22 protein-coding genes are annotated in these 19,383 nt (G+C 56.9%); 6 read left to right on the top strand and 16 right to left on the bottom strand.

What is annotated here, in order from left to right:
• The first annotated feature begins 134 nt into the window (after positions 1-134).
• A complete protein-coding gene (gene mltF, locus VZP09_RS14600; RefSeq protein ID WP_004144346.1) occupies positions 135-1,751 on the top strand; it encodes a membrane-bound lytic murein transglycosylase MltF in 1,617 nt (538 codons plus the stop codon).
• Here mltF and tadA read toward each other — a convergent pair.
• Positions 1,748-2,257 carry a tRNA adenosine(34) deaminase TadA gene (gene tadA / locus VZP09_RS14605; RefSeq protein WP_004180920.1) on the bottom strand — a complete coding sequence of 170 codons (510 nt, stop codon included), beginning with the start codon at positions 2,255-2,257 and terminating at the stop codon, positions 1,748-1,750. The genes mltF and tadA overlap by 4 nt on opposite strands.
• Positions 2,258-2,319: 62 nt before the next feature.
• Positions 2,320-2,931 (bottom strand): phosphatidylglycerophosphatase C, encoded by a 612-nt coding sequence (gene yfhb, locus VZP09_RS14610; protein ID WP_020317149.1) that lies wholly within the window; start codon positions 2,929-2,931, stop codon positions 2,320-2,322.
• Between the two features lie 237 nt (positions 2,932-3,168).
• On the opposite strand from yfhb, the gene VZP09_RS14615 reads away from it, so the two are divergent.
• Together VZP09_RS14615 and VZP09_RS14620 are read left to right on the top strand one after the other, a co-directional pair.
• Entirely contained in the window at positions 3,169-4,017 is an 849-nt protein-coding gene (locus tag VZP09_RS14615; RefSeq protein ID WP_328795243.1) for a MurR/RpiR family transcriptional regulator, read from the top strand.
• Between the two features lie 56 nt (positions 4,018-4,073).
• Complete coding sequence (locus tag VZP09_RS14620) at positions 4,074-4,334, top strand: YfhL family 4Fe-4S dicluster ferredoxin (protein WP_004888420.1); 261 nt, start codon at positions 4,074-4,076, stop codon at positions 4,332-4,334.
• 12 nt (positions 4,335-4,346) lie between these two features.
• Here the strand turns inward: VZP09_RS14620 and acpS are convergent, their stop codons facing one another.
• From acpS to rseD, 12 genes are all read right to left on the bottom strand, one after another.
• A complete protein-coding gene (acpS, locus tag VZP09_RS14625; RefSeq protein ID WP_004144351.1) occupies positions 4,347-4,727 on the bottom strand; it encodes a holo-ACP synthase in 381 nt (126 codons plus the stop codon).
• Positions 4,727-5,458: a pyridoxine 5'-phosphate synthase gene (gene pdxJ / locus VZP09_RS14630; RefSeq protein WP_004180923.1), complete on the bottom strand. Its 732-nt coding sequence runs from the start codon at positions 5,456-5,458 to the stop codon at positions 4,727-4,729. The genes acpS and pdxJ overlap by 1 nt, the downstream gene beginning before the upstream one ends.
• Positions 5,459-5,469: 11 nt before the next feature.
• Positions 5,470-6,207 carry a DNA repair protein RecO gene (gene recO / locus VZP09_RS14635; protein ID WP_002914062.1) on the bottom strand — a complete coding sequence of 246 codons (738 nt, stop codon included), beginning with the start codon at positions 6,205-6,207 and terminating at the stop codon, positions 5,470-5,472.
• Positions 6,208-6,218: 11 nt separating this feature from the next.
• Positions 6,219-7,124 carry a GTPase Era gene (gene era, locus VZP09_RS14640; RefSeq protein WP_002914063.1) on the bottom strand — a complete coding sequence of 302 codons (906 nt, stop codon included), beginning with the start codon at positions 7,122-7,124 and terminating at the stop codon, positions 6,219-6,221.
• Positions 7,121-7,801 (bottom strand): ribonuclease III, encoded by a 681-nt coding sequence (gene rnc / locus VZP09_RS14645; RefSeq protein ID WP_002914065.1) that lies wholly within the window; start codon positions 7,799-7,801, stop codon positions 7,121-7,123. The genes era and rnc overlap by 4 nt, the downstream gene beginning before the upstream one ends.
• Before the next feature lie 249 nt (positions 7,802-8,050).
• On the bottom strand, positions 8,051-9,025 hold the full coding sequence (gene lepB / locus VZP09_RS14650; protein ID WP_002914067.1) for a signal peptidase I: 975 nt from the start codon (positions 9,023-9,025) through the stop codon (positions 8,051-8,053).
• Positions 9,026-9,040: 15 nt separating this feature from the next.
• Positions 9,041-10,840, bottom strand: coding sequence for a translation elongation factor 4 (lepA, locus tag VZP09_RS14655; protein WP_002914069.1), 1,800 nt, complete (start codon positions 10,838-10,840; stop codon positions 9,041-9,043).
• Positions 10,841-11,025: 185 nt separating this feature from the next.
• Complete coding sequence (gene rseC, locus VZP09_RS14660; protein ID WP_004144354.1) at positions 11,026-11,505, bottom strand: SoxR-reducing system protein RseC; 480 nt, start codon at positions 11,503-11,505, stop codon at positions 11,026-11,028.
• Entirely contained in the window at positions 11,502-12,458 is a 957-nt protein-coding gene (gene rseB, locus VZP09_RS14665) for a sigma-E factor regulatory protein RseB (protein WP_002914070.1), read from the bottom strand. Before rseB ends, rseC begins: the two co-directional genes overlap by 4 nt.
• Positions 12,458-13,108, bottom strand: a complete 651-nt coding sequence (rseA, locus tag VZP09_RS14670) for an anti-sigma-E factor RseA (protein ID WP_002914072.1) — start codon at positions 13,106-13,108, stop codon at positions 12,458-12,460. The genes rseB and rseA overlap by 1 nt, the downstream gene beginning before the upstream one ends.
• A 32-nt stretch (positions 13,109-13,140) precedes the next feature.
• Positions 13,141-13,716, bottom strand: a complete 576-nt coding sequence (gene rpoE / locus VZP09_RS14675; protein WP_002914074.1) for an RNA polymerase sigma factor RpoE — start codon at positions 13,714-13,716, stop codon at positions 13,141-13,143.
• The gene (gene rseD, locus VZP09_RS24870) at positions 13,713-13,808 is read right to left on the bottom strand and encodes a rpoE leader peptide RseD (RefSeq protein WP_121980491.1); all 96 of its coding nucleotides are present in this window, start codon (positions 13,806-13,808) and stop codon (positions 13,713-13,715) included. The genes rpoE and rseD overlap by 4 nt, the downstream gene beginning before the upstream one ends.
• A 328-nt stretch (positions 13,809-14,136) precedes the next feature.
• Here rseD and nadB point away from each other — a divergent pair, with 328 nt between their 5' ends.
• Positions 14,137-15,756 carry an L-aspartate oxidase gene (gene nadB, locus VZP09_RS14680; protein WP_032415380.1) on the top strand — a complete coding sequence of 540 codons (1,620 nt, stop codon included), beginning with the start codon at positions 14,137-14,139 and terminating at the stop codon, positions 15,754-15,756.
• On the opposite strand, the gene trmN is transcribed toward nadB, so the two are convergent.
• Positions 15,741-16,478, bottom strand: a complete 738-nt coding sequence (trmN, locus tag VZP09_RS14685) for a tRNA(1)(Val) (adenine(37)-N(6))-methyltransferase TrmN (RefSeq protein ID WP_002914079.1) — start codon at positions 16,476-16,478, stop codon at positions 15,741-15,743. The genes nadB and trmN overlap by 16 nt on opposite strands.
• A gap of 131 nt (positions 16,479-16,609) precedes the next feature.
• Here trmN and srmB point away from each other — a divergent pair, with 131 nt between their 5' ends.
• Complete coding sequence (gene srmB, locus VZP09_RS14690) at positions 16,610-17,941, top strand: ATP-dependent RNA helicase SrmB (protein WP_002914082.1); 1,332 nt, start codon at positions 16,610-16,612, stop codon at positions 17,939-17,941.
• 45 nt (positions 17,942-17,986) lie between these two features.
• Here srmB and grcA read toward each other — a convergent pair whose 3' ends face one another.
• Positions 17,987-18,370, bottom strand: coding sequence for an autonomous glycyl radical cofactor GrcA (grcA, locus tag VZP09_RS14695; RefSeq protein WP_002914084.1), 384 nt, complete (start codon positions 18,368-18,370; stop codon positions 17,987-17,989).
• 312 nt (positions 18,371-18,682) lie between these two features.
• Between grcA and ung the strand changes: the two genes are divergently transcribed.
• On the top strand, positions 18,683-19,372 hold the full coding sequence (gene ung, locus VZP09_RS14700; protein ID WP_268096314.1) for a uracil-DNA glycosylase: 690 nt from the start codon (positions 18,683-18,685) through the stop codon (positions 19,370-19,372).
• Positions 19,373-19,383 lie beyond the last annotated feature (11 nt).

Here is a 19,383-nt window from a genome sequence, read left to right on the forward strand (position 1 = left end):
GAAACGGGCGTCATTATAGTGAATCCTGCGCCCCGACGAAACCGTTTGCGTAGAAATAAAATCATTGATGCTGTTTATCAATAAATGTGACGACCATCGCGAATAAGTTGCCAACTGGCGCATTATTAAGCAGAATGCCGCACATTCGACGACAACCTTGCGTTTTTTCCGGACATCGCCTGCTGAGGAACCTGAAGCTGCAGAAGATTAACTCTCTGAAAAAATTAAAGATTAATTATCTGCTGATCGGCATTGTCACCCTTTTGCTGGCGGCGGCCCTGTGGCCGTCGATCCCCTGGTCTGGTAAACCCGAGAACCGGGTGGCGGGCATTATCGCTCGCGGCGAGCTGCGCATCAGCACTATCAACTCGCCAATGACCTTCGCCACCATGAACAATAAAGCGTTCGGTCTGGATTATGAACTGGCGAAGCAGTTTGCCGACTACCTTGGCGTAACGCTTAAGATAACCGTCCGGCAAAACATCAGCCAGCTGTTTGACGACCTCGACGACGGTCAGGCCGATATGCTGGCCGCCGGACTGGTCTATAACCAGGAGCGAGTGAAAAACTATCAGGCCGGCCCCACCTACTATTCTGTTTCGCAACAGCTGGTCTACCGCGTCGGCAATACCCGGCCGCGCACCCTCGCGGCGCTGACCGCCGAGCAGCTCACTATCGCTCCGGGCCACGTGGCGATCAACGACCTGCAGACCTTAAAAGCCGAGAAATACCCGGATCTTGCCTGGCGCGTGGACGAAAAACGCGGTACCACGGCGCTGATGCAGGCGGTGATTGACGGTAAACTTGATTACACCATCGCTGACTCGGTGGCCGTCAGCCTGTTTCAGCGCGTCCATCCGGAGCTGGCGGTGGCCCTCGATATCACCGACGAACAGCCGGTCACCTGGTTTAGCGCCCGGGACGACGATAATTCGCTGTCGGCGGCAATGCTTGATTTCTTCAACAACATCAATGAAGACGGCACCCTGGCGCGCCTCGAGGAGAAATACCTCGGCCACGGCAACGATTTCGATTATGTCGATACCCGCACCTTCCTGCGCGCGGTGGAAAATATTCTTCCGGAGGTGCAGCCGCTGTTTGAAAAATACGCCCGCGAGATTGACTGGCGCCTGCTGGCCGCCATCGCCTGGCAGGAATCCCACTGGGATCCGCAGGCCACCTCCCCCACCGGCGTGCGCGGTATGATGATGCTCACACGCAATACGGCGCAAAGCCTGGGTCTAACCGACCGCACCGATGCGGCGCAGAGTATCGACGGCGGCATGCGCTACCTGCAGGATATGATGGATAAAGTGCCGGATTCGATCCCGAAAGATGAACGCATCTGGTTTGCGCTGGCCGCTTATAATATGGGTTATGCCCATATGCTGGACGCCATGGCGCTCACCCGCAAACAGAAAGGCAATCCTAACAGCTGGGCGGACGTTAAGCTGCGTTTACCGTTGCTGAGCCAGAAACCCTATTACAGCAAACTAAAATACGGCTATGCCCGCGGCCATGAGGCCTACGCCTATGTGGAAAACATCCGCAAATATCAGATAAGCCTTGTCGGCTATTTGTCAGAGAAGGAGCGCCAGCAGCAGCAAACGCTGGCCCTGGCGGAGGATTACCCGGCCGTGCTCCCCAATGAGCTCGAACAGCCGCAGGAGACCACCCTGCCCTTTTTCAAGTTTCGCGCCGATAAGCAGATGGATAATGCCCGGATGAAACTCCCCGGCCACCTGTATTAACTTTCCCCAGTCTGCTCCCGGGCTTTCTTCAGCGCTTTTTTCTCTTCCCGCCGCCAGCGGAAGAAGTCGCTCAGCATGGCAGAGCAGGACTCTGCCAGCACGCCTTCGCTAATCTCAACCCGATGGTTCATTCCCGGGTGGTGCAGAACATCCATCAGCGAGCCGGCGGCGCCGGTCTTGGCATCCCTGGCGCCAAACACCAGGCGGGCGATACGGCTGTGCACCATCGCGCCCGCGCACATGACGCAGGGCTCGAGGGTCACGTACAGCGTGGCGTCGATCAGGCGGTAGTTTTGCAGCACCAGTCCGCCCTGGCGTAAGGCCATAATCTCCGCATGGGCGGTGGGGTCGTGACGGCCTATCGGCCGGTTCCAGCCCTCGCCAATGACCTGATTGTTATGCACCAGCACCGCGCCCACCGGCACCTCGCCCTCTTCCCAGGCGCGTTTCGCCAGCGTCAGGGCATGACGCATCCAGTATTCATCATTGAGTTCGAGGTCAGACACAGCGGCCACTCCAGCAGAAAAAGCGGGGCGCATTATACATGGGCGCTATCAATTACACACTATTACTCCAGCTGCTGAAGCTCTCCCTGAGGGGTTACCCGCCAGCGATGCTGGCAAAAGCCGAGCAATGGATTATCCTGCTCACTATCGCTATAGCCGCTATACAGCCGCAGCGGGGCGCCAATCTTTTTCTCCAGCTGTACCACCTTTTCATGCCCCAGGCAGCGCAGGGTCAATACCCAGCCGCCCCAGCGGCGCGCGGTGCGGCTGGCTATCAGATTCACCCGCGGCAACCAGAGGGTATCGCGATAGACCTGCTCCACCAGCGACTGCGGCGAGCCGGTGATCAACCAGACGTCGGCATCGGTGCTGGTCAGGTAGGCGGTAAGCCGCGCATGAACTACCGGAAACGCCGTCACATGATGGCGAAACCAGCCGACAAACTCCGCTTCCAGCCGCTTCAGCACCGCCTCGCGGCGGCCAAAGGTTGTCGCCCACAGCAGGAGGCTCATCGGCCAGCGCGCCGCCCGTCCGCTCACTGCCAGCCCGGCAAGGATCACCGGCCCCATCGCCACCACCAGCAACAGGTTCAGCGGCAAATGGCGCAGCAGATAGCGCAGAAAACTGCCGAACATATCCTGTTGGTGTAAGGTTCCGTCCAGATCAAAAAACACCACTCTCCGTTCAGTGTGCTGCAAACTGCCTCCTTTATCTCAGAACTCGCTTCTCGTTAGGGTAAGCTTAACAGCCTGACGCCATGTCGAGGGAAAACATCCCCTGCCGTTAAGAAAGAATTAAAGTAGCAGGCGAAGGAAAAATTGTGGCTTAAGAATTTTTAATTCATGGTATACCCCTTATAATCGAATAAAAATTCTGTCAGTCACGAGCCGGACGGCTCCAGCGGAGCTCCAATGAACTGTTTAACGCGTATTCGTCAGCGCTATCCCACCCTGGCGGNGAGCGACAAAAAGTTGGCCGATTATATTCTGAGCCAGCCCGATGAGACCCGGCACCTCAGCTCGCAGCAGCTGGCAGCGGAAGCCGGTGTGAGTCAGTCCAGCGTGGTTAAATTTGCCCAGAAGCTGGGATTCAAAGGCTTTCCGGCGCTGAAGCTGGCCCTTAGTGAAGCGCTGGCGAGTAGCCCGGATCCGCACTCCGTCCCGGTGCATAACCACATTCGCGGTGACGATCCGCTGCGTCTGGTCGGCGAGAAACTCATTAAAGACAATGTCGCCGCCATGCATGCCTCGCTGGACGTCAACACTGAAGAGACGCTACGGGAAGCCGTCACGCTGCTGCGCAACGCCCGGCGAGTGATCGTCACCGGGATTGGCGCCTCCGGCCTGGTGGCGCGTAACTTTAGCTGGAAGCTAATGAAGATCGGCATCAACGCTGTTTCTGAGCAGGATATGCATGCCCTGCTGGCGACGGTGCAGGCCATGTCCAGCGACGATCTTCTGCTGGCGATCTCTTACTCCGGCGAGCGCCGGGAGATCAATATGGCGGCCGGTGAAGCGCTGCGCGTCGGCTGTAAGATCCTGGCGATCACCGGGTTTAGCCCGAACGCCCTGCAACAGCAGGCGACCCACTGCCTGTATACTATCGCCGAAGAGCAGGCGACGCGCAGCGCGGCCATCTCCTCCACCAGCGCGCAAATGATGCTCACCGATCTGCTGTTTATGGGGCTGGTGCAGCAGGATCTGGAGCGGGCGCCGGAGCGCATTCGCCATAGCGAAGCGCTGGTGAAAAAGCTGGTCTGAGCAGAAAATGGGCGTATAATGCCCGCCCTGTTTGTGTTGTTTCTGAGACTTTCCTGATGGCGCTGTTAATTACCAAAAAATGCATCAACTGCGATATGTGCGAGCCGGAGTGCCCGAATGAGGCCATTTCGATGGGTGAGAGCATTTATGAGATTAACAGCGACCGCTGCACCGAGTGCGTGGGTCATTACGACACGCCAACCTGCCAGAAAGTGTGCCCGATCCCGAATACGATCCTGAAAGATCCGGCACACGTCGAGAGTGAAGAACAGCTGTGGGATAAATTCGTGCTGATGCACCACGCGGATAAAATTTAACCGCCCTCCTGGCTAGCTTTCGACAATCACCGTGGCGCAGGCGTAGTGGCGTTCATCAGCGAGAGTAACGTGAATAGCGCTTACTCCCATGCGTTCAGCTAAAAGGTTTGCTTCACCCCATAGCCGCAGCTTCGGCTTGCCCAGCTCGTCGTTGTAAACCTCGAACTGGTTAAACGCCAGCCCGTTACGGATCCCGGTTCCCAGCGCTTTCGCCGCCGCTTCCTTGACCGCAAAGCGTTTCGCCAGGAAACGCACCGGCTGCTGGTGCTGCTCCCAGATGCTCCATTCATGGTCGCTCAGCACCCGGCGGGCAAGGCGATCGCCGCTGCGGGCGATCACCGCTTCGATGCGGGCGATCTCGACGATGTCGGTACCCAACCCGAGAATGGCCATTAGCCGCGCGCTTCCAGCATCAGACGCTTCATTTCCGCCACCGCCTCTTTCAGGCCGCTCATCACCGCACGGCCAATAATCGCGTGACCGATATTCAGCTCATGCATTTCCGGCAGCGCAGCAATCGCTTTCACGTTGTGGTAGGTCAGACCGTGGCCGGCATTCACCTTCAGCCCGAGGCTGGCGGCGTAGGTGGCCGCTTTGGCAATACGTTCCAGCTCCCTGGCCTGCTCGGCGTCGGTTTTGGCATCGGCATAGCAGCCGGTGTGGATTTCGATATAGGGCGCGCCAACGTCCGCCGCCGCTTTGATCTGCGCTTCATCCGCATCGATAAACAGGGAGACCAGGATGCCGGCATCCGCCAGGCGTTGACAGGCATCGCGCATCTTGTCGCGCTGGCCGGCGACGTCCAGCCCGCCTTCGGTGGTCACTTCCTGACGCTTCTCCGGCACCAGGCAGCAGAAGTGCGGTTTGGTTTCGCAGGCGATCGTCAGCATCTCTTCGGTGACCGCCATTTCAAGATTCATGCGGGTGTGCAGCGTCTGGCGCAGGATACGCACATCGCGATCGGTAATATGGCGACGGTCTTCGCGCAGATGCACGGTAATGCCGTCGGCGCCGGCCTGTTCGGCAATGAAAGCCGCCTGAACCGGATCCGGGTAAGCAGTGCCGCGGGCGTTACGCAAGGTCGCGATATGGTCAATATTGACCCCTAACAATAATTCAGCCATGACAATCCTCGTTAATCATTATTCGTATTATCGGCTCGCGCCTTTCGCGCGGGCATAAACTGGCGAAACAACTCCCGGCTCTTGAGCGGTTTGCCGCCGAGATAGGGCTTCAGGGCGATACGGGTAAAGCGCTTCGCGGCGCGCAGCGTATCAACATCAGGAAACTCGCGACTCGCCAATGCTTTCAAATGGTGCCCGGTAAACGTGTTGTTATCAATCACCAGGCTGGCAATAAAGCCTTTTTCTTCACGATAGCGGTAGGTCATGGTGTCGTCTACCGGCTCGCCGCTCCCGGCGCAGTGGAGAAAATCCACGCCATAGCCCAGGTGCCCGAGCAGCGCCAGCTCAAAACGCCGCAGCGCGGGTTCCGGCGAACCGCTGGCCCCGGCGAGCGCCTGAATGCAGTGCAGGTAGTCGAAAAAGAGTTCGGAGAAACGTGTTTCGTGCTCCAGCACGCGGGAGATAAGCTCGTTAACGTAGAGACCGCTGTAGAGGGTGATGCCGCTGAGCGGCAGCGCCAGCGAAACGGCTTCCGCGCTGCGCAGGGTTTTGACTTCGCCGCGACCGCCGAAGCGAACCAGCAAGGGGGTAAAGGGCTGTAAAGCGCCTTTGAGATTAGAGCGTTTGGAGCGTGCGCCCTTGGCAACCAGGCGCACACGACCGGATTCTTCCGTGAAGACGTCCAGCATCAGGCTGGTTTCGCTCCACGGACGGCTATGCAGGACAAAGGCGCGCTGCCATCCATCCACGTTGCGTTAACTCAGAGGTCGTCAACGTAACCGAGACTGCGCAGGGCGCGCTCGTCATCGGCCCAGCCGGATTTCACTTTCACCCACAGCTCGAGGTGCACCGGCGCTTCAAACATCTCCTGCATGTCCTTACGCGCTTCGATACCGATGGTTTTAATTTTGGCGCCTTTGTTGCCAATCACCATCTTTTTCTGTCCTTCGCGCTCGACGAGGATCAGGCCGTTGATATCGTAACCGCCGCGCTCGTTGCTGACGAAACGTTCGATTTCCACGGTGACGGAGTACGGCAGCTCAGCGCCGAGGAAACGCATCAGTTTTTCACGGATGATTTCGGAGGCCATAAAGCGTTGTGAGCGATCGGTAATATAATCTTCCGGGAAGTGATGGATCGCTTCCGGCAGATGCTTACGCACGATCGCCGCGATGGTATCAACGTTGGTGCCGGTTTCCGCTGAGATCGGTACGATATCGAGGAAATTCATCTGGCTGGCGAGGAACTGCAGGTGCGGTAACAGATCCGCTTTTTCCTGCACGTTATCCACCTTGTTGACCGCGAGGATCACCGGCGCTTTCGCGTCGCGCAGCTTGTTGAGCACCATCTCGTCGTCCTGCGTCCAGCGGGTGCCTTCCACCACGAAGATGACCAGTTCCACGTCGCCAATCGAACTGCTGGCTGCTTTGTTCATTAAGCGGTTAATGGCACGCTTCTCTTCCATATGCAGGCCCGGAGTATCAACGTAAATCGCCTGATACGGCCCTTCGGTATGGATACCGACGATGCGGTGACGGGTGGTCTGCGCTTTACGGGAGGTGATCGAGATCTTCTGCCCAAGCAGCTTATTCAACAGCGTGGATTTGCCAACGTTTGGACGACCCACGATGGCGACAAACCCACAATAACTTTTTTCTTCGCTCATTCCAGCTCCAGCTTTTTCAGCGCCTGTTCGGCGGCAGCCTGCTCCGCCTTACGACGGCTGGAACCTGTGCCAACCACCGGTTCACTCAGGCCACTGACCTGGCAGTGGATAGTAAATTCCTGATCGTGCGCTTCGCCGCGAACCTGGACCACCAGGTAAGACGGCAGCGGCAGATGACGTCCCTGCAGATACTCCTGCAGACGCGTCTTCGGATCCTTTTGCTTATCGCCCGGACTGATTTCGTCCAGACGGGTCTGGTACCAGGAGAGGATTAAGCGTTCAACGTTCTGAATATCACTGTCGAGGAAAACCCCGCCAATTAACGCTTCAACGGTATCCGCGAGAATCGATTCGCGACGGAAACCGCCGCTTTTCAGCTCTCCCGGCCCGAGGCGCAGACACTCGCCCAGCTCAAACTCGCGGGCGATCTCCGCCAGCGTGTTGCCGCGCACCAGCGTCGCGCGCATACGGCTCATATCGCCTTCATCGACACGAGGAAAGCGATGATACAGCGCATTCGCGATCACGAAACTTAAAATGGAGTCACCTAAAAATTCCAGGCGCTCATTATGTTTGCTGCTGGCACTGCGGTGAGTTAATGCCTGTTGCAACAGCTCCTGATGATGAAAAGTGTAGCCCAGCTTTCGTTGAAGCCGATTAATTACGATGGGGTTCATGCGTTACCAATAAATGAATGCGTCAAAGATGCAGCACACGAAACCGACCTGAGCATTCGCTTCAAACAGTAATTTGAAACAGACCAATACGCTTTCGTGTGCAGTGTCACCCGGCAGAGCGACAACCAAAAACTTCGGGGGGATATTCTATACGCAACGACACGGGATGTCGTTAGTTTGAATGGATTTAAATACTAAATAATTCACGCCGCTGCGATAACAGCAGCGACGTGAATTCAGCAGAGGAAATTAATGAATTCCACCAATGCGCGATAACCGCACGCCGGTCGGCCATTCACCTTCCTGCTTTTCAAAACTCATCCAGATAGCGGTTGCTTTTCCGACCAGGTTGGCTTCCGGCACAAAGCCCCAGTACCGGCTGTCGGCGCTGTTATCCCGGTTGTCGCCCATCATGAAGTACTGACCGGGCGGCACAATCCAGGTGGCCAGCGGCAGACCGGACTGATGGTAGTACATCCCAACCTGATCCTGGGCAATCGGCACCATCAGAATTCGGTGCGTCACGTCGCCCAATGTCTCCTGACGCTCGGTAAGACGAATGCCGTCGGCTTTGGTTTCGCCCTTCGGCAACTGCCAGAAACCGCTGCTCGCTTCGCCGCCGTTGCTGCGGGAGAAGGTCTGAACAAAATCGCTCGGCTCCACGTTGGAATAGGTCACCGGCAGCGCGTTGCCGCAGGCCTGTCCGGAACTGCAGCCCGGCTGAATAGTGACCTGTTTGGCAACCGGATCGTAGGTGACCTTATCACCCGGTAACCCCACCGCGCGCTTAATGTAGTCCAGACGCGGGTCTTCCGGATATTTAAACACCACGATGTCGCCGCGCTTCGGATGGCCGGTCTCGATCAGCGTTTTCTGGTAGATAGGATCTTTAATGCCGTAGGCAAATTTCTCCACCAGAATAAAATCGCCGATGAGCAGCGTTGGCATCATCGAACCTGAAGGGATCTGGAAAGGCTCATAAATAAATGAACGTACCACCAGAACGATCGCCAGCACCGGGAAAACCGATGCGCCGGTTTCCAGCCAGCCCGGTTTCGGGCCGACTTTCTTCAGCGTCTTCTTGTCCAGTTGCTCGCCGGTCGCTGCCTGAGCAGCGGCCTGACGTTCACGACGTTTCGGTGCAAAAATGAACTTGTCCAGGCACCATAAAACGCCCGTCACCAGGGTTGCAATCACCAGGATCAGGGCAAACATGTTCGCCATGCCAACTCCTTAGGGTTATTTGCCGTCTTTACCAACGTGCAGAATGGCGAGGAACGCTTCCTGCGGCAGCTCAACGTTACCGACCTGCTTCATACGCTTCTTACCTTCTTTCTGCTTCTGCAGCAGCTTTTTCTTACGGCTGACGTCGCCGCCGTAGCATTTCGCCAGGACGTTTTTACGCAGCTGTTTCACCGTAGAGCGCGCGATAATGTGGTTACCGATGGCCGCCTGAATCGCGATATCGAACTGCTGACGCGGAATCAGATCTTTCATCTTTTCCACCAGCTCGCGGCCGCGATACGGCGCGTTATCGTTGTGGGTGATCAGCGCCAGCGCATCGACGCGCTCACCGTTGATCAGCACATCGACGCGTACCATGTTCGACGCCTGGAAGCGTTTGAAGTTGTAGTCCAGCGACGCATAGCCGCGGGAGGTGGACTTCAGGCGGTCAAAGAAGTCGAGAACCACTTCCGCCATCGGAATTTCATAGGTCAGCGCCACCTGTTTACCGTGGTAAACCATGTTGGTCTGCACCCCACGCTTCTCGACACACAAGGTAATCACGTTGCCGAGGAACTCCTGCGGCAGCAGCATGTGACACTCGGCGATCGGCTCGCGCAGCTCCTGAATATTATTCAGCGGCGGCAGCTTGGACGGGCTGTCGACGTAGATAACTTCTTTGGAGGTGGTCTCTACTTCGTAGACTACCGTCGGCGCGGTGGTGATCAGGTCGAGATCGTATTCACGCTCCAGACGCTCCTGAATGATCTCCATGTGCAGCAGGCCGAGGAAGCCGCAGCGGAAGCCGAAGCCCAGCGCGGTAGAGCTTTCCGGCTCGTAGAACAGAGAGGCATCGTTAAGGCTCAGTTTGCCCAGCGCGTCGCGGAAAGCTTCATAATCATCGGAGCTCACCGGGAACAGGCCGGCATACACCTGCGGTTTCACCTTCTTAAAGCCAGGCAGCGCTTTGTCTGCCGGGTTGCGGGCGGCGGTCAGGGTATCGCCCACCGGCGCGCCGAGGATGTCTTTGATCGCGCAGACCAGCCAGCCTACCTCGCCGCATTTCAGCTCGGTACGGTCAACCTGTTTCGGGGTGAAGATGCCCAGACGATCAGCGTTATAGACCTGGCCGGTGCTCATGACCTTGATCTTGTCGCCCTTGCGCATGGTGCCGTTTTTAATCCGCACCAGCGACACCACGCCGAGGTAGTTATCGAACCAGGAGTCGATAATCAGCGCCTGCAGCGGCGCGTCCGGATCGCCTTCCGGCGGTGGGATATCGCGCACCAGACGCTCCAGCACGTCGGTCACGCCGACGCCGGTTTTCGCTGAGCAGCGCACCGCGTCGTGGGCGTCGATCCCGACGATATCTTCAATCTCGTCCGCTACGCGCTCAGGGTCGGCCGCAGGCAGGTCGATCTTGTTGAGTACCGGAACCACTTCGAGATCCATCTCCATGGCGGTGTAGCAATTGGCCAGGGTCTGGGCTTCTACCCCCTGCCCGGCGTCTACCACCAGCAGCGCGCCTTCGCACGCGGCAAGAGAACGGGAAACTTCATAAGAGAAGTCCACGTGGCCCGGGGTGTCGATAAAGTTCAGCTGGTAGGTCTCACCGTCGCTGGCCTTATAGTCCAGGGTGACGCTCTGCGCCTTGATGGTGATCCCGCGTTCGCGCTCAAGATCCATGGAGTCCAGAACCTGGGCTTCCATTTCACGATCAGAAAGGCCACCGCAAATCTGGATGATACGGTCAGACAGCGTCGACTTACCGTGGTCGATGTGAGCGATGATCGAAAAGTTACGTATATTCTTCATATTTAGAGTTAATTATGCCTTACGAGTATCATGAGGCCGCTGTACTGTGCCTGACGTTTTTTAATCCGAAAACGCCGCATTCTACACTACATCCGCGAAACCAGGAAATGCTGTTAGATCCAGCATACCCGCAGAAATTGTGGCGTTGTAACAGGAAAGGTAAATAAAGATAAGGGCCAGTGAAATCACTGGCCCATGTCGGAGGAAGGCGTATCAACACGCAGCAGATCCGGCGGCAGTGCGACGTTCAAAATCACCGGCTGCCAGGACTGACGTGCCGCCAGTCGCGGCGACAGACCGCGCGCCACCAGGAAGCCGCCGACGCCGCCCAGCAGCGCGCCGCAAAGTGACGCAATATCGCTGGCAAACAGCACCTGAAAAATAGACGCCATTACAAACAGACCCGCCAGCGGCGCCATATACACCAGCATCGCTGAGCCCAGCAGGCTGCTTTCAGCGATCCCCAGCTCCACTTTTTGCCCCGCGGCCAACGGCTGCTCGCAAGGCACGCTAATGGTATGGCTGGTCTGCGGCCCCAGCTTGTTTAGCACCCGGCTACCACAGCCGGCACGGGAGGCGCAGCTGCTGCAGGAGGCTTTAACGTCGCAGTGCACCTGCGCCACGCCGTTATGCCAGGAAACCACGGTGGCCCACTCTTTAATCATTGTACTGCCTTGAATTTAATACTGTCAGAGATACGCTTCGCCGTCTGCGGCGGCAGCTCGCCCACTACGGTTATCTCCGCGTTATCGCGCACCGTCGTGCTGACGGTGCGTCGGCCGGTGCGCAACAGCTGGTCGCTGCTGGCCGCCGTGGCGCGGTTGATATTGATCGAGAAGCTGAACAAGCCGTCGGAATAGAGACGTGATTCTACCGGACCGTCAAAGGTGGGAAGACGGCGCTGGCTGCTGGAAACCTCAGTCACGCCCTGCGGGAGCCACGTCGGCGCCCAGTTGAAGTTAGCTTTGTCGCCTCCTTCAGGCACCGACAGCTGCGGCGGCAAATTCGCTTTTGCCAGCGTCTCCATGCTGGCGCTGACGTTATCGCCAACGTTGAAGGAGACGACCCGGAACTGCTCCAGCGTTTCCCCGTCGCGGTCGAGCAAATCGACGCGCAGCGGCAGCTTGGTTTCAGCATCCAGCCAGGCGATAAAGCTGTAGCGCGTGCCGTCGCGAGCCACGACGCGGATCACGTCGCAGAGGCGGTCAGCGATACGGGTACGGCCCACGGAGATAAAATCATACGCCGCGGAGAGGCGTTTGAAATCGCTATATACCAGCGATGGCAGCGAATCGACGATATAGTCCCCGTTCAGGGTGAACGGATCGAGACCGGGTTCAAAATAGCTGATTTCCGTGCCGCGCAGGACCACTTCCCGGCGCGGACCGTCCAGCTGCAGCAACTGCGCCAGCGGTTGGTTGTTCAGTCGCGCGTGACGATAGCGCAGCGACTCAACGCCTTGTTTGCTGATGCTAACAAAAGACAGCTCATAATTGAGAGACTGGCTGGCCAGGTTCATCTGCTGCAACAACGCCCCGGACGATGTATCAGCCGAGGCGTTGACAGAGAACAACAGGCTGCCTGCCATGAGCGACATGGCACACCAAAGTTGCTTCATTACTGCGATTGTGTTCCTAAAGTTTGATAGCCCGGTACCTGGACTGCGGCCTGCTGAGTCTGGGCCTGGCCAAACTGAAGCTGCTCAGCGTGCAGGCGGCGCTGCAGTTCGTAGTCCTGCAGCATGGCGTTAATTCGGCGGCGCTGTTCCTGGACCTGCGCCTGCTGGCCGCTTCCCGCTGACGCGTCAGCCGGCACGCCAAGACTTACCGGGCTTGCTTTACCCATCATGGGCAGCGTATTGAACACCGGCGCTTCTGGCTGCTGAGCGGAATCAGACTGACCATTATAGTGCTGGACGCCGACGATAACCGCAAGCGATACGCAGGCGGCAACGCCCATTTGAGTCAGGGAGCTGGCCCACGGACGCACCTTGTTCCAGAACGGCATCTGCCGCCACTGATGCGGTGCGGGCTGAGATTCAGGAATAAGCGGAGCCGTCTGACGAACGGGCTCATTTTCAATGGCGGCCATCACCCGGGCGGAGATATCAAATTGCAGCACCTCAGCGGTATCGCCACGCAGCGTATCGCGGATAAGGTGATAACTCTCCCAGGTTTTTTGCATCTCAGAAGAACGACTCAGCTCGTTGAGCAGTTCGTTATCCAGCGTTTCACCATCCATTAAAGCCGAAAGTTTTTCTTTCTGCATGCCTGATACCCTTTTCCAGTATTCCGCTATCGTCAACGCCTGATAAGCGGTTGAACTTTATTATCAATAGCTTCTCGCGCCCGGAAGATACGCGAACGCACCGTCCCAACCGGACAATCCATGATAGCGGCTATCTCTTCATAGCTCAGGCCATCCAGCTCCCGTAACGTAATTGCCATGCGTAAATCTTCCGGGAGCGATTCAATGGTACGAAAAACTATTTGTCTCAGTTCTTCTGACAACATTAAGTTCTCAGGGTTCGAAATTTCTTTCAACGCCCCGCCGCTTTCGAAGTTTTCCGCCTCGTTGGCGTCAACATCGCTGGACGGCGGACGGCGCCCCTGAGCAACCAGATAATTCTTCGCCGTGTTGACGGCGATACGGTATAACCAGGTGTAAAAAGCGCTATCTCCCCGGAAAGAGTCCAGCGCACGCCATGCCTTAACGAACGATTCCTGAACAACGTCAGCGATATCGCCCGGCGGTACATAGCGGGAAACCAGGCTCGCGACCTTATGCTGATAGCGCACTACCAGCAAATTAAACGCTTTCTGATCTCCTTTCTGGACCCGTTCAACAAGGACCTGATCCGTTAACTGCTCGCTCATCCGAGGTAATGTCTCCCCAAACCCAATTCCCATGCGTCTTCAAAACACCACCCAAAATCTGCATTATGAGCAAGCTGACTGTTGGAGTGCATGAAAACAATAAAGTTCCGTTACGCTTTTTGTTTTTTGTCTGGCAACGGCGGCAGATCGTTATCAATCATTATATGCCCAGGTTGCTAAACGATAGGTAAGTCAATAAGAAAAAGCGCAGGCCCGTCTGAAGGGTATCGTAACACGCCGTTTATTTCACTATAAAATCCAATGCCATCAACCTTCCCCGCATCTCATTTTCAGCGCGCAAGACGCCGTTTCCGTTCGCCTTTTGTTTAGCCGTCACAACAGCAGACAAAAAAATTGTACGATTCCTCACGGACCGGTGCTATTGTGAGCTAAATATGTTTAGTAAATTAAACAAAGACAATGAATACCACTCCTGACTTCTCTTGTGATGTGTTGATTATCGGCAGCGGCGCTGCCGGTCTTTCCCTTGCCCTGCGCCTGGCTGAGCACAGTTCGGTGACAGTGCTGAGTAAAGGGCCGATCAGCGAAGGTTCGACGTTCTACGCCCAGGGTGGGATTGCCGCCGTCTTCGATGAGACGGACAGTATTGAATCCCATGTCGAAGATACCCTCATCGCCGGCGCGGGGCTCTGCGATCGTCATGCGGTCACCTTCGTCGCCAGCAACGCCCGATCATGCGTCCAGTGGCTTATCGATCAGGGAGTGCTGTTTGACACCCAGGTCCAGGCCAATGGCGAAGAGAGCTATCATCTCACGCGCGAAGGGGGGCACAGCCATCGGCGCATTCTTCACGCCGCCGACGCCACCGGCAAAGCGGTAGAGACGACGCTGGTCGATAAAGCGCTTGCCCATCCTAATATCCGCATCCTTGAGCGCAGCAATGCCGTCGATTTGATCGTATCGGATAAGATTGGCCTGCCGGGCACCCGCCGGGTGGTCGGGGCATGGATCTGGAATCGTAATAAAGAGCGGGTGGAAACCTGCAGCGCGAAAGCCGTAGTACTCGCTACCGGCGGGGCCGCGAAGGTTTACCAATATACCACTAACCCCGACGTCTCTTCCGGAGACGGGATTGCGATGGCCTGGCGGGCGGGATGTCGGGTGGCGAATCTGGAGTTTAACCAGTTCCACCCCACCGCGCTATATCACCCCCAGGCGCGTAATTTCCTGCTTACTGAAGCGCTGCGCGGCGAAGGCGCCCACCTTAAACGCCCGGATGGCACCCGCTTTATGCCGGACTTTGACGAGCGCGGCGAGCTGGCCCCGCGCGATATCGTCGCCCGCGCCATCGACCATGAAATGAAGCGCCTGGGCGTAGACTGTATGTTCCTTGATATCAGCCATAAACCCGAGGCGTTTGTTCGCCAGCATTTCCCGATGATTTATGAAAAGCTGCTCGGCCTGGGAATTGATTTAACCAAAGATCCGGTGCCGGTCGTCCCCGCCGCGCATTACACCTGCGGCGGCGTGATGGTGGATGATAATGGCCGCACCGACGTCGATGGTTTATACGCCATCGGCGAAGTTAGCTACACCGGGCTGCACGGCGCGAATCGTATGGCGTCGAACTCGTTGCTGGAGTGCCTGGTCTATGGCTGGTCCGCCGCGGAGGATATTGCCCGGCGCCTGCCGCTCGCCCAGAAGGTCGCCACGCTGCCAGCATGGGATGAAAGTCAGGTGGAGATCCCGGATGAACTGGTGGTTATCCAGCACAACTGGCACGAACTGCGCCTGCTGATGTGGGATTACGTGGGGATTGTGCGCACCACCCGCAGGCTGGAGCGCGCCCTGCGGCGCATTACCATGCTCCAGCAGGAGCTGGATGAGTATTACGCCCGCTTCCGCGTCTCGAATAATTTGCTGGAACTGCGCAATCTGGTGCAGGTGGCGGAGCTTATCGTACGCTGCGCGATGTTGCGTAAGGAGAGCCGCGGTCTGCATTATACCCTCGACTATCCGCAGCCGCTGCCTGACAGCGGCCCGTCGATACTCTCGCCCCTGGCTCACATAAAGAGATAAAAGTCCTCGGTCAGAGCGGTAAAGCCTTCCGAATATTGCTGCTCTGGCCCGCGGATCGCCAGCCTGTCGCTGAAACACTCCCCTGCCGTCGGGGAGAAAGCCAGCAGCACCCGATGCGGCGGTCGCAGCTCGGTCTCCGCCACGTCAGTACGCAGTCGCAGATGCCAGCCCATCGCCCTTGCCCGTTCGATGAACGCATTACCAATATCCACCGGCAACACCACGCAAAAAAAACCTTCTTCGGTAATATGCTCTGCGGCACAGGTCAGCAGGGAGGCGTGATCGAGCGTAGTGGTGTACCGCGCCTGCTCTCGCTGCGAGGTCGCGCATGGCACGCCTTCGGCAAAAAAGGGCGGATTACTGATTATCAGTTCATAGCGTCGAGTTTGCGACGGCTGCCACTGATGAATATCGGCCTGCCAGACCTCAATCCGCGAAGCCCACGGCGACGCGAGGGCGTTTTCCCGCGCCTGAGCGGCGGCCTCTTCGTCCAGTTCTACCGCCTCGACATGCACATCATCTCCGGTACGCTGCGCGAGCATCAGCGCCAGCAAGCCGCTGCCCGCGCCAATATCCAGCACATGCTTCACTCCGGCAATCGGCGCCCAGGCGCCCAGCAAAATGCCGTCGGTACCCACCTTCATGGCGCAGCGATCGTGAGCGACAAAGAACCGTTTGAAGGTAAAACCATTGCGCGGCAGCGCAAACTTCGACTGAGACATCCTCAATAACCTTGCCGACAAAAACTCCTGAACCTAAGGCTATGCACAATACCGGAGAACAGATAGCCTTACAAACAGATGAACATTACGTCAGTAACGTCTATAATCGGCGGCCCACTCAGAGGTAGAACATGACTGTAACGACTTTTTCCGAACTTGAACTCGACGAAAACCTGCTGGAAGCCCTCCAGGATAAAGGTTTCACTCGCCCGACAGCCATTCAGGCCGCCGCTATTCCGCCTGCGCTCGATGGCCGTGACATTCTCGGTTCAGCGCCGACCGGCACCGGTAAAACGGCGGCGTATCTGCTGCCAGCGTTGCAGCACCTGCTCGATTTCCCGCGTAAGAAATCCGGCCCGCCGCGCATTCTTATCCTGACGCCGACCCGTGAGCTGGCGATGCAGGTAGCCGACCACGCCCGCGAGCTGGCGAAGCATACCCATCTGGACATCGCTACCATTACCGGCGGCGTGGCGTACATGAACCACGCGGAAGTGTTCAGCGAAAACCAGGACATCGTAGTCGCCACCACCGGTCGCCTGCTGCAATATATTAAAGAAGAGAATTTCGACTGCCGCGCCGTCGAGACCCTAATCCTCGATGAAGCCGACCGCATGCTGGATATGGGTTTTGCCCAGGATATCGAAACCATCGCCGGTGAAACTCGCTGGCGCAAGCAGACTATGCTGTTCTCCGCGACGCTGGAAGGCGATGCGATCAAAGACTTCGCTGAGCGTCTGCTGGAGGAGCCGGTTGAAGTTTCCGCCAATCCGTCAACCCGCGAGCGTAAGAAAATCCATCAGTGGTACTACCGCGCCGACGATATCGAACATAAAACCAAACTGCTGGTGAATCTGTTGCAACAGCCGGAAGCCACCCGCGCTATCGTGTTTGTGCGTAAGCGTGAGCGCGTGCATGAGCTGGCTAACTGGCTGCGTGAGGCCGGGATTAACACCTGCTGGCTGGAAGGCGAGATGGTGCAGGCCAAGCGAAACGAAGCTATCAAGCGCCTGACCGACGGCCGCGTCAACGTGCTGATCGCCACCGACGTCGCTGCCCGCGGTATCGATATTCCGGACGTCAGCCACGTCTTTAACTTCGATATGCCGCGTACCGCGGATACCTACCTGCACCGTATCGGTCGTACCGGCCGCGCCGGTAAAAAAGGGACCGCCATTTCTCTGGTCGAGGCTCATGACCACCTGCTGCTGGGTAAGATTGGTCGCTATATTGAAGAGCCGTTGAAAGCCAGAGTTATCGATGAACTGCGCCCGACGACCCGTGCGCCGAGCGAGAAGCTGACGGGTAAGCCATCGAAGAAAGTGCTGGCGAAGCGTGCGCAGAAGAAAAAAGATGAAAAAGAGAAACCGCGGGTGAAGAAGCGCCACCGCGATACGAAAAATATCGGTAAGCGCCGGAAGCCAAGCGCGGCCGGGACGCCATCAGCGTCCAGCGATGAGTAAAAAAAACGCCGGGATATCCCGGCGTTTTCACATCTGGCGTTAGCCTTACAGGCTTTCGGTAAAGGTACGGGCGATAACGTCGCGCTGCTGTTCCGGCGTCAGAGAGTTGAAGCGTACCGCGTAGCCGGAAACACGAATGGTCAGCTGCGGATATTTTTCCGGATGCTCAACCGCGTCCAGCAGGGTTTCGCGACGCAGCACGTTAACGTTCAGGTGCTGACCGCCTTCGACGCGCACTTCCGGTTTCACGTCCACCGGGATTTCACGGTATTCGATTTCACCCAGTTTACTTACCGCAACCACATCATCTTCCGCAAAACCACCTTTGGCGCACAGGCAGCGCGCTTCGCCTTTTTCGCTATCCAGCAGCCAGAAAGAGTTGAGCAGGTCGTCGTTTGCCGCTTTAGTAATTTGGATACCAGTAATCATTTGATGCCTCCCAGGCAGTGTTTATTCGATTTTGGCCTCTTCGCGGCCAATTGGTAAAACCATTGTTGTATGAGTGTATATATATCAGCCGCACCCTCGGCATTCCTTGATATAAATCAATAAAAACCACTCACCCAACGTGGGTATAGGAGGTTTTTATTGTTTTACATCAAGTTACGCCATTATGAGCTATAAATAATTTTGTAAATTTTCAATTTTTTTTGCATAAAAGCCGGCATCAAGCCGTGCCGATTTTGTTCTATAGAAAGAAGCCGTTAAGCTATAGCGATGACCCTTTTGCAGGAGAGCAAGATGACCACCCCTTTAACCTGGCAAGACGTGCTGGCGGATGAAAAGCAACAACCCTATTTTCTCAATACTCTGAAGACCGTCGCCGAAGAGCGCCAGTCGGGGATTACCATCTATCCACCGCAAAAAGACGTCTTCAATGCGTTTCGCTTTACTGAACTGGGCGATGTCAAAGTCGTCATTCTCGGCCAGGACCCCTATCACGGCCCGGGTCAGGCCCATGGTCTGGCGTTCTCAGTTCGTCCGGGCGTCGCGATCCCGCCTTCGTTGCTGAATATGTATAAAGAGCTGGAGGCCACGATCCCCGGCTTTACCCGCCCCACCCACGGTTATCTCGAAAGCTGGGCACGACAGGGCGTGCTGCTGCTGAATACGGTCCTGACCGTCCGCGCCGGACAGGCGCACTCGCACGCCAGTCTGGGCTGGGAGACCTTTACCGATAAGGTTATCGCTTTAATCAATGAGCATTGCGAGGGAGTAGTTTTTCTGCTGTGGGGCTCCCATGCGCAGAAGAAAGGCGCGATTATCGATCGTCAGCGCCACTGCGTGCTGAAGGCGCCGCATCCATCACCGCTCTCTGCGCATCGCGGCTTCTTTGGCTGCAACCATTTCGTACAGACCAACCAGTGGCTGGTTGACCGCGGCGAAACGCCGATCGACTGGATGCCGGTCCTTCCCGCTGAAAGCGAGTGATTGACAGCCAT

It is taken from the genome of Klebsiella sp. EMBS2024 (assembly GCF_036233805.1).
GTDB classification, from domain to species: Bacteria; Pseudomonadota; Gammaproteobacteria; order Enterobacterales; family Enterobacteriaceae; genus Klebsiella; species Klebsiella pneumoniae.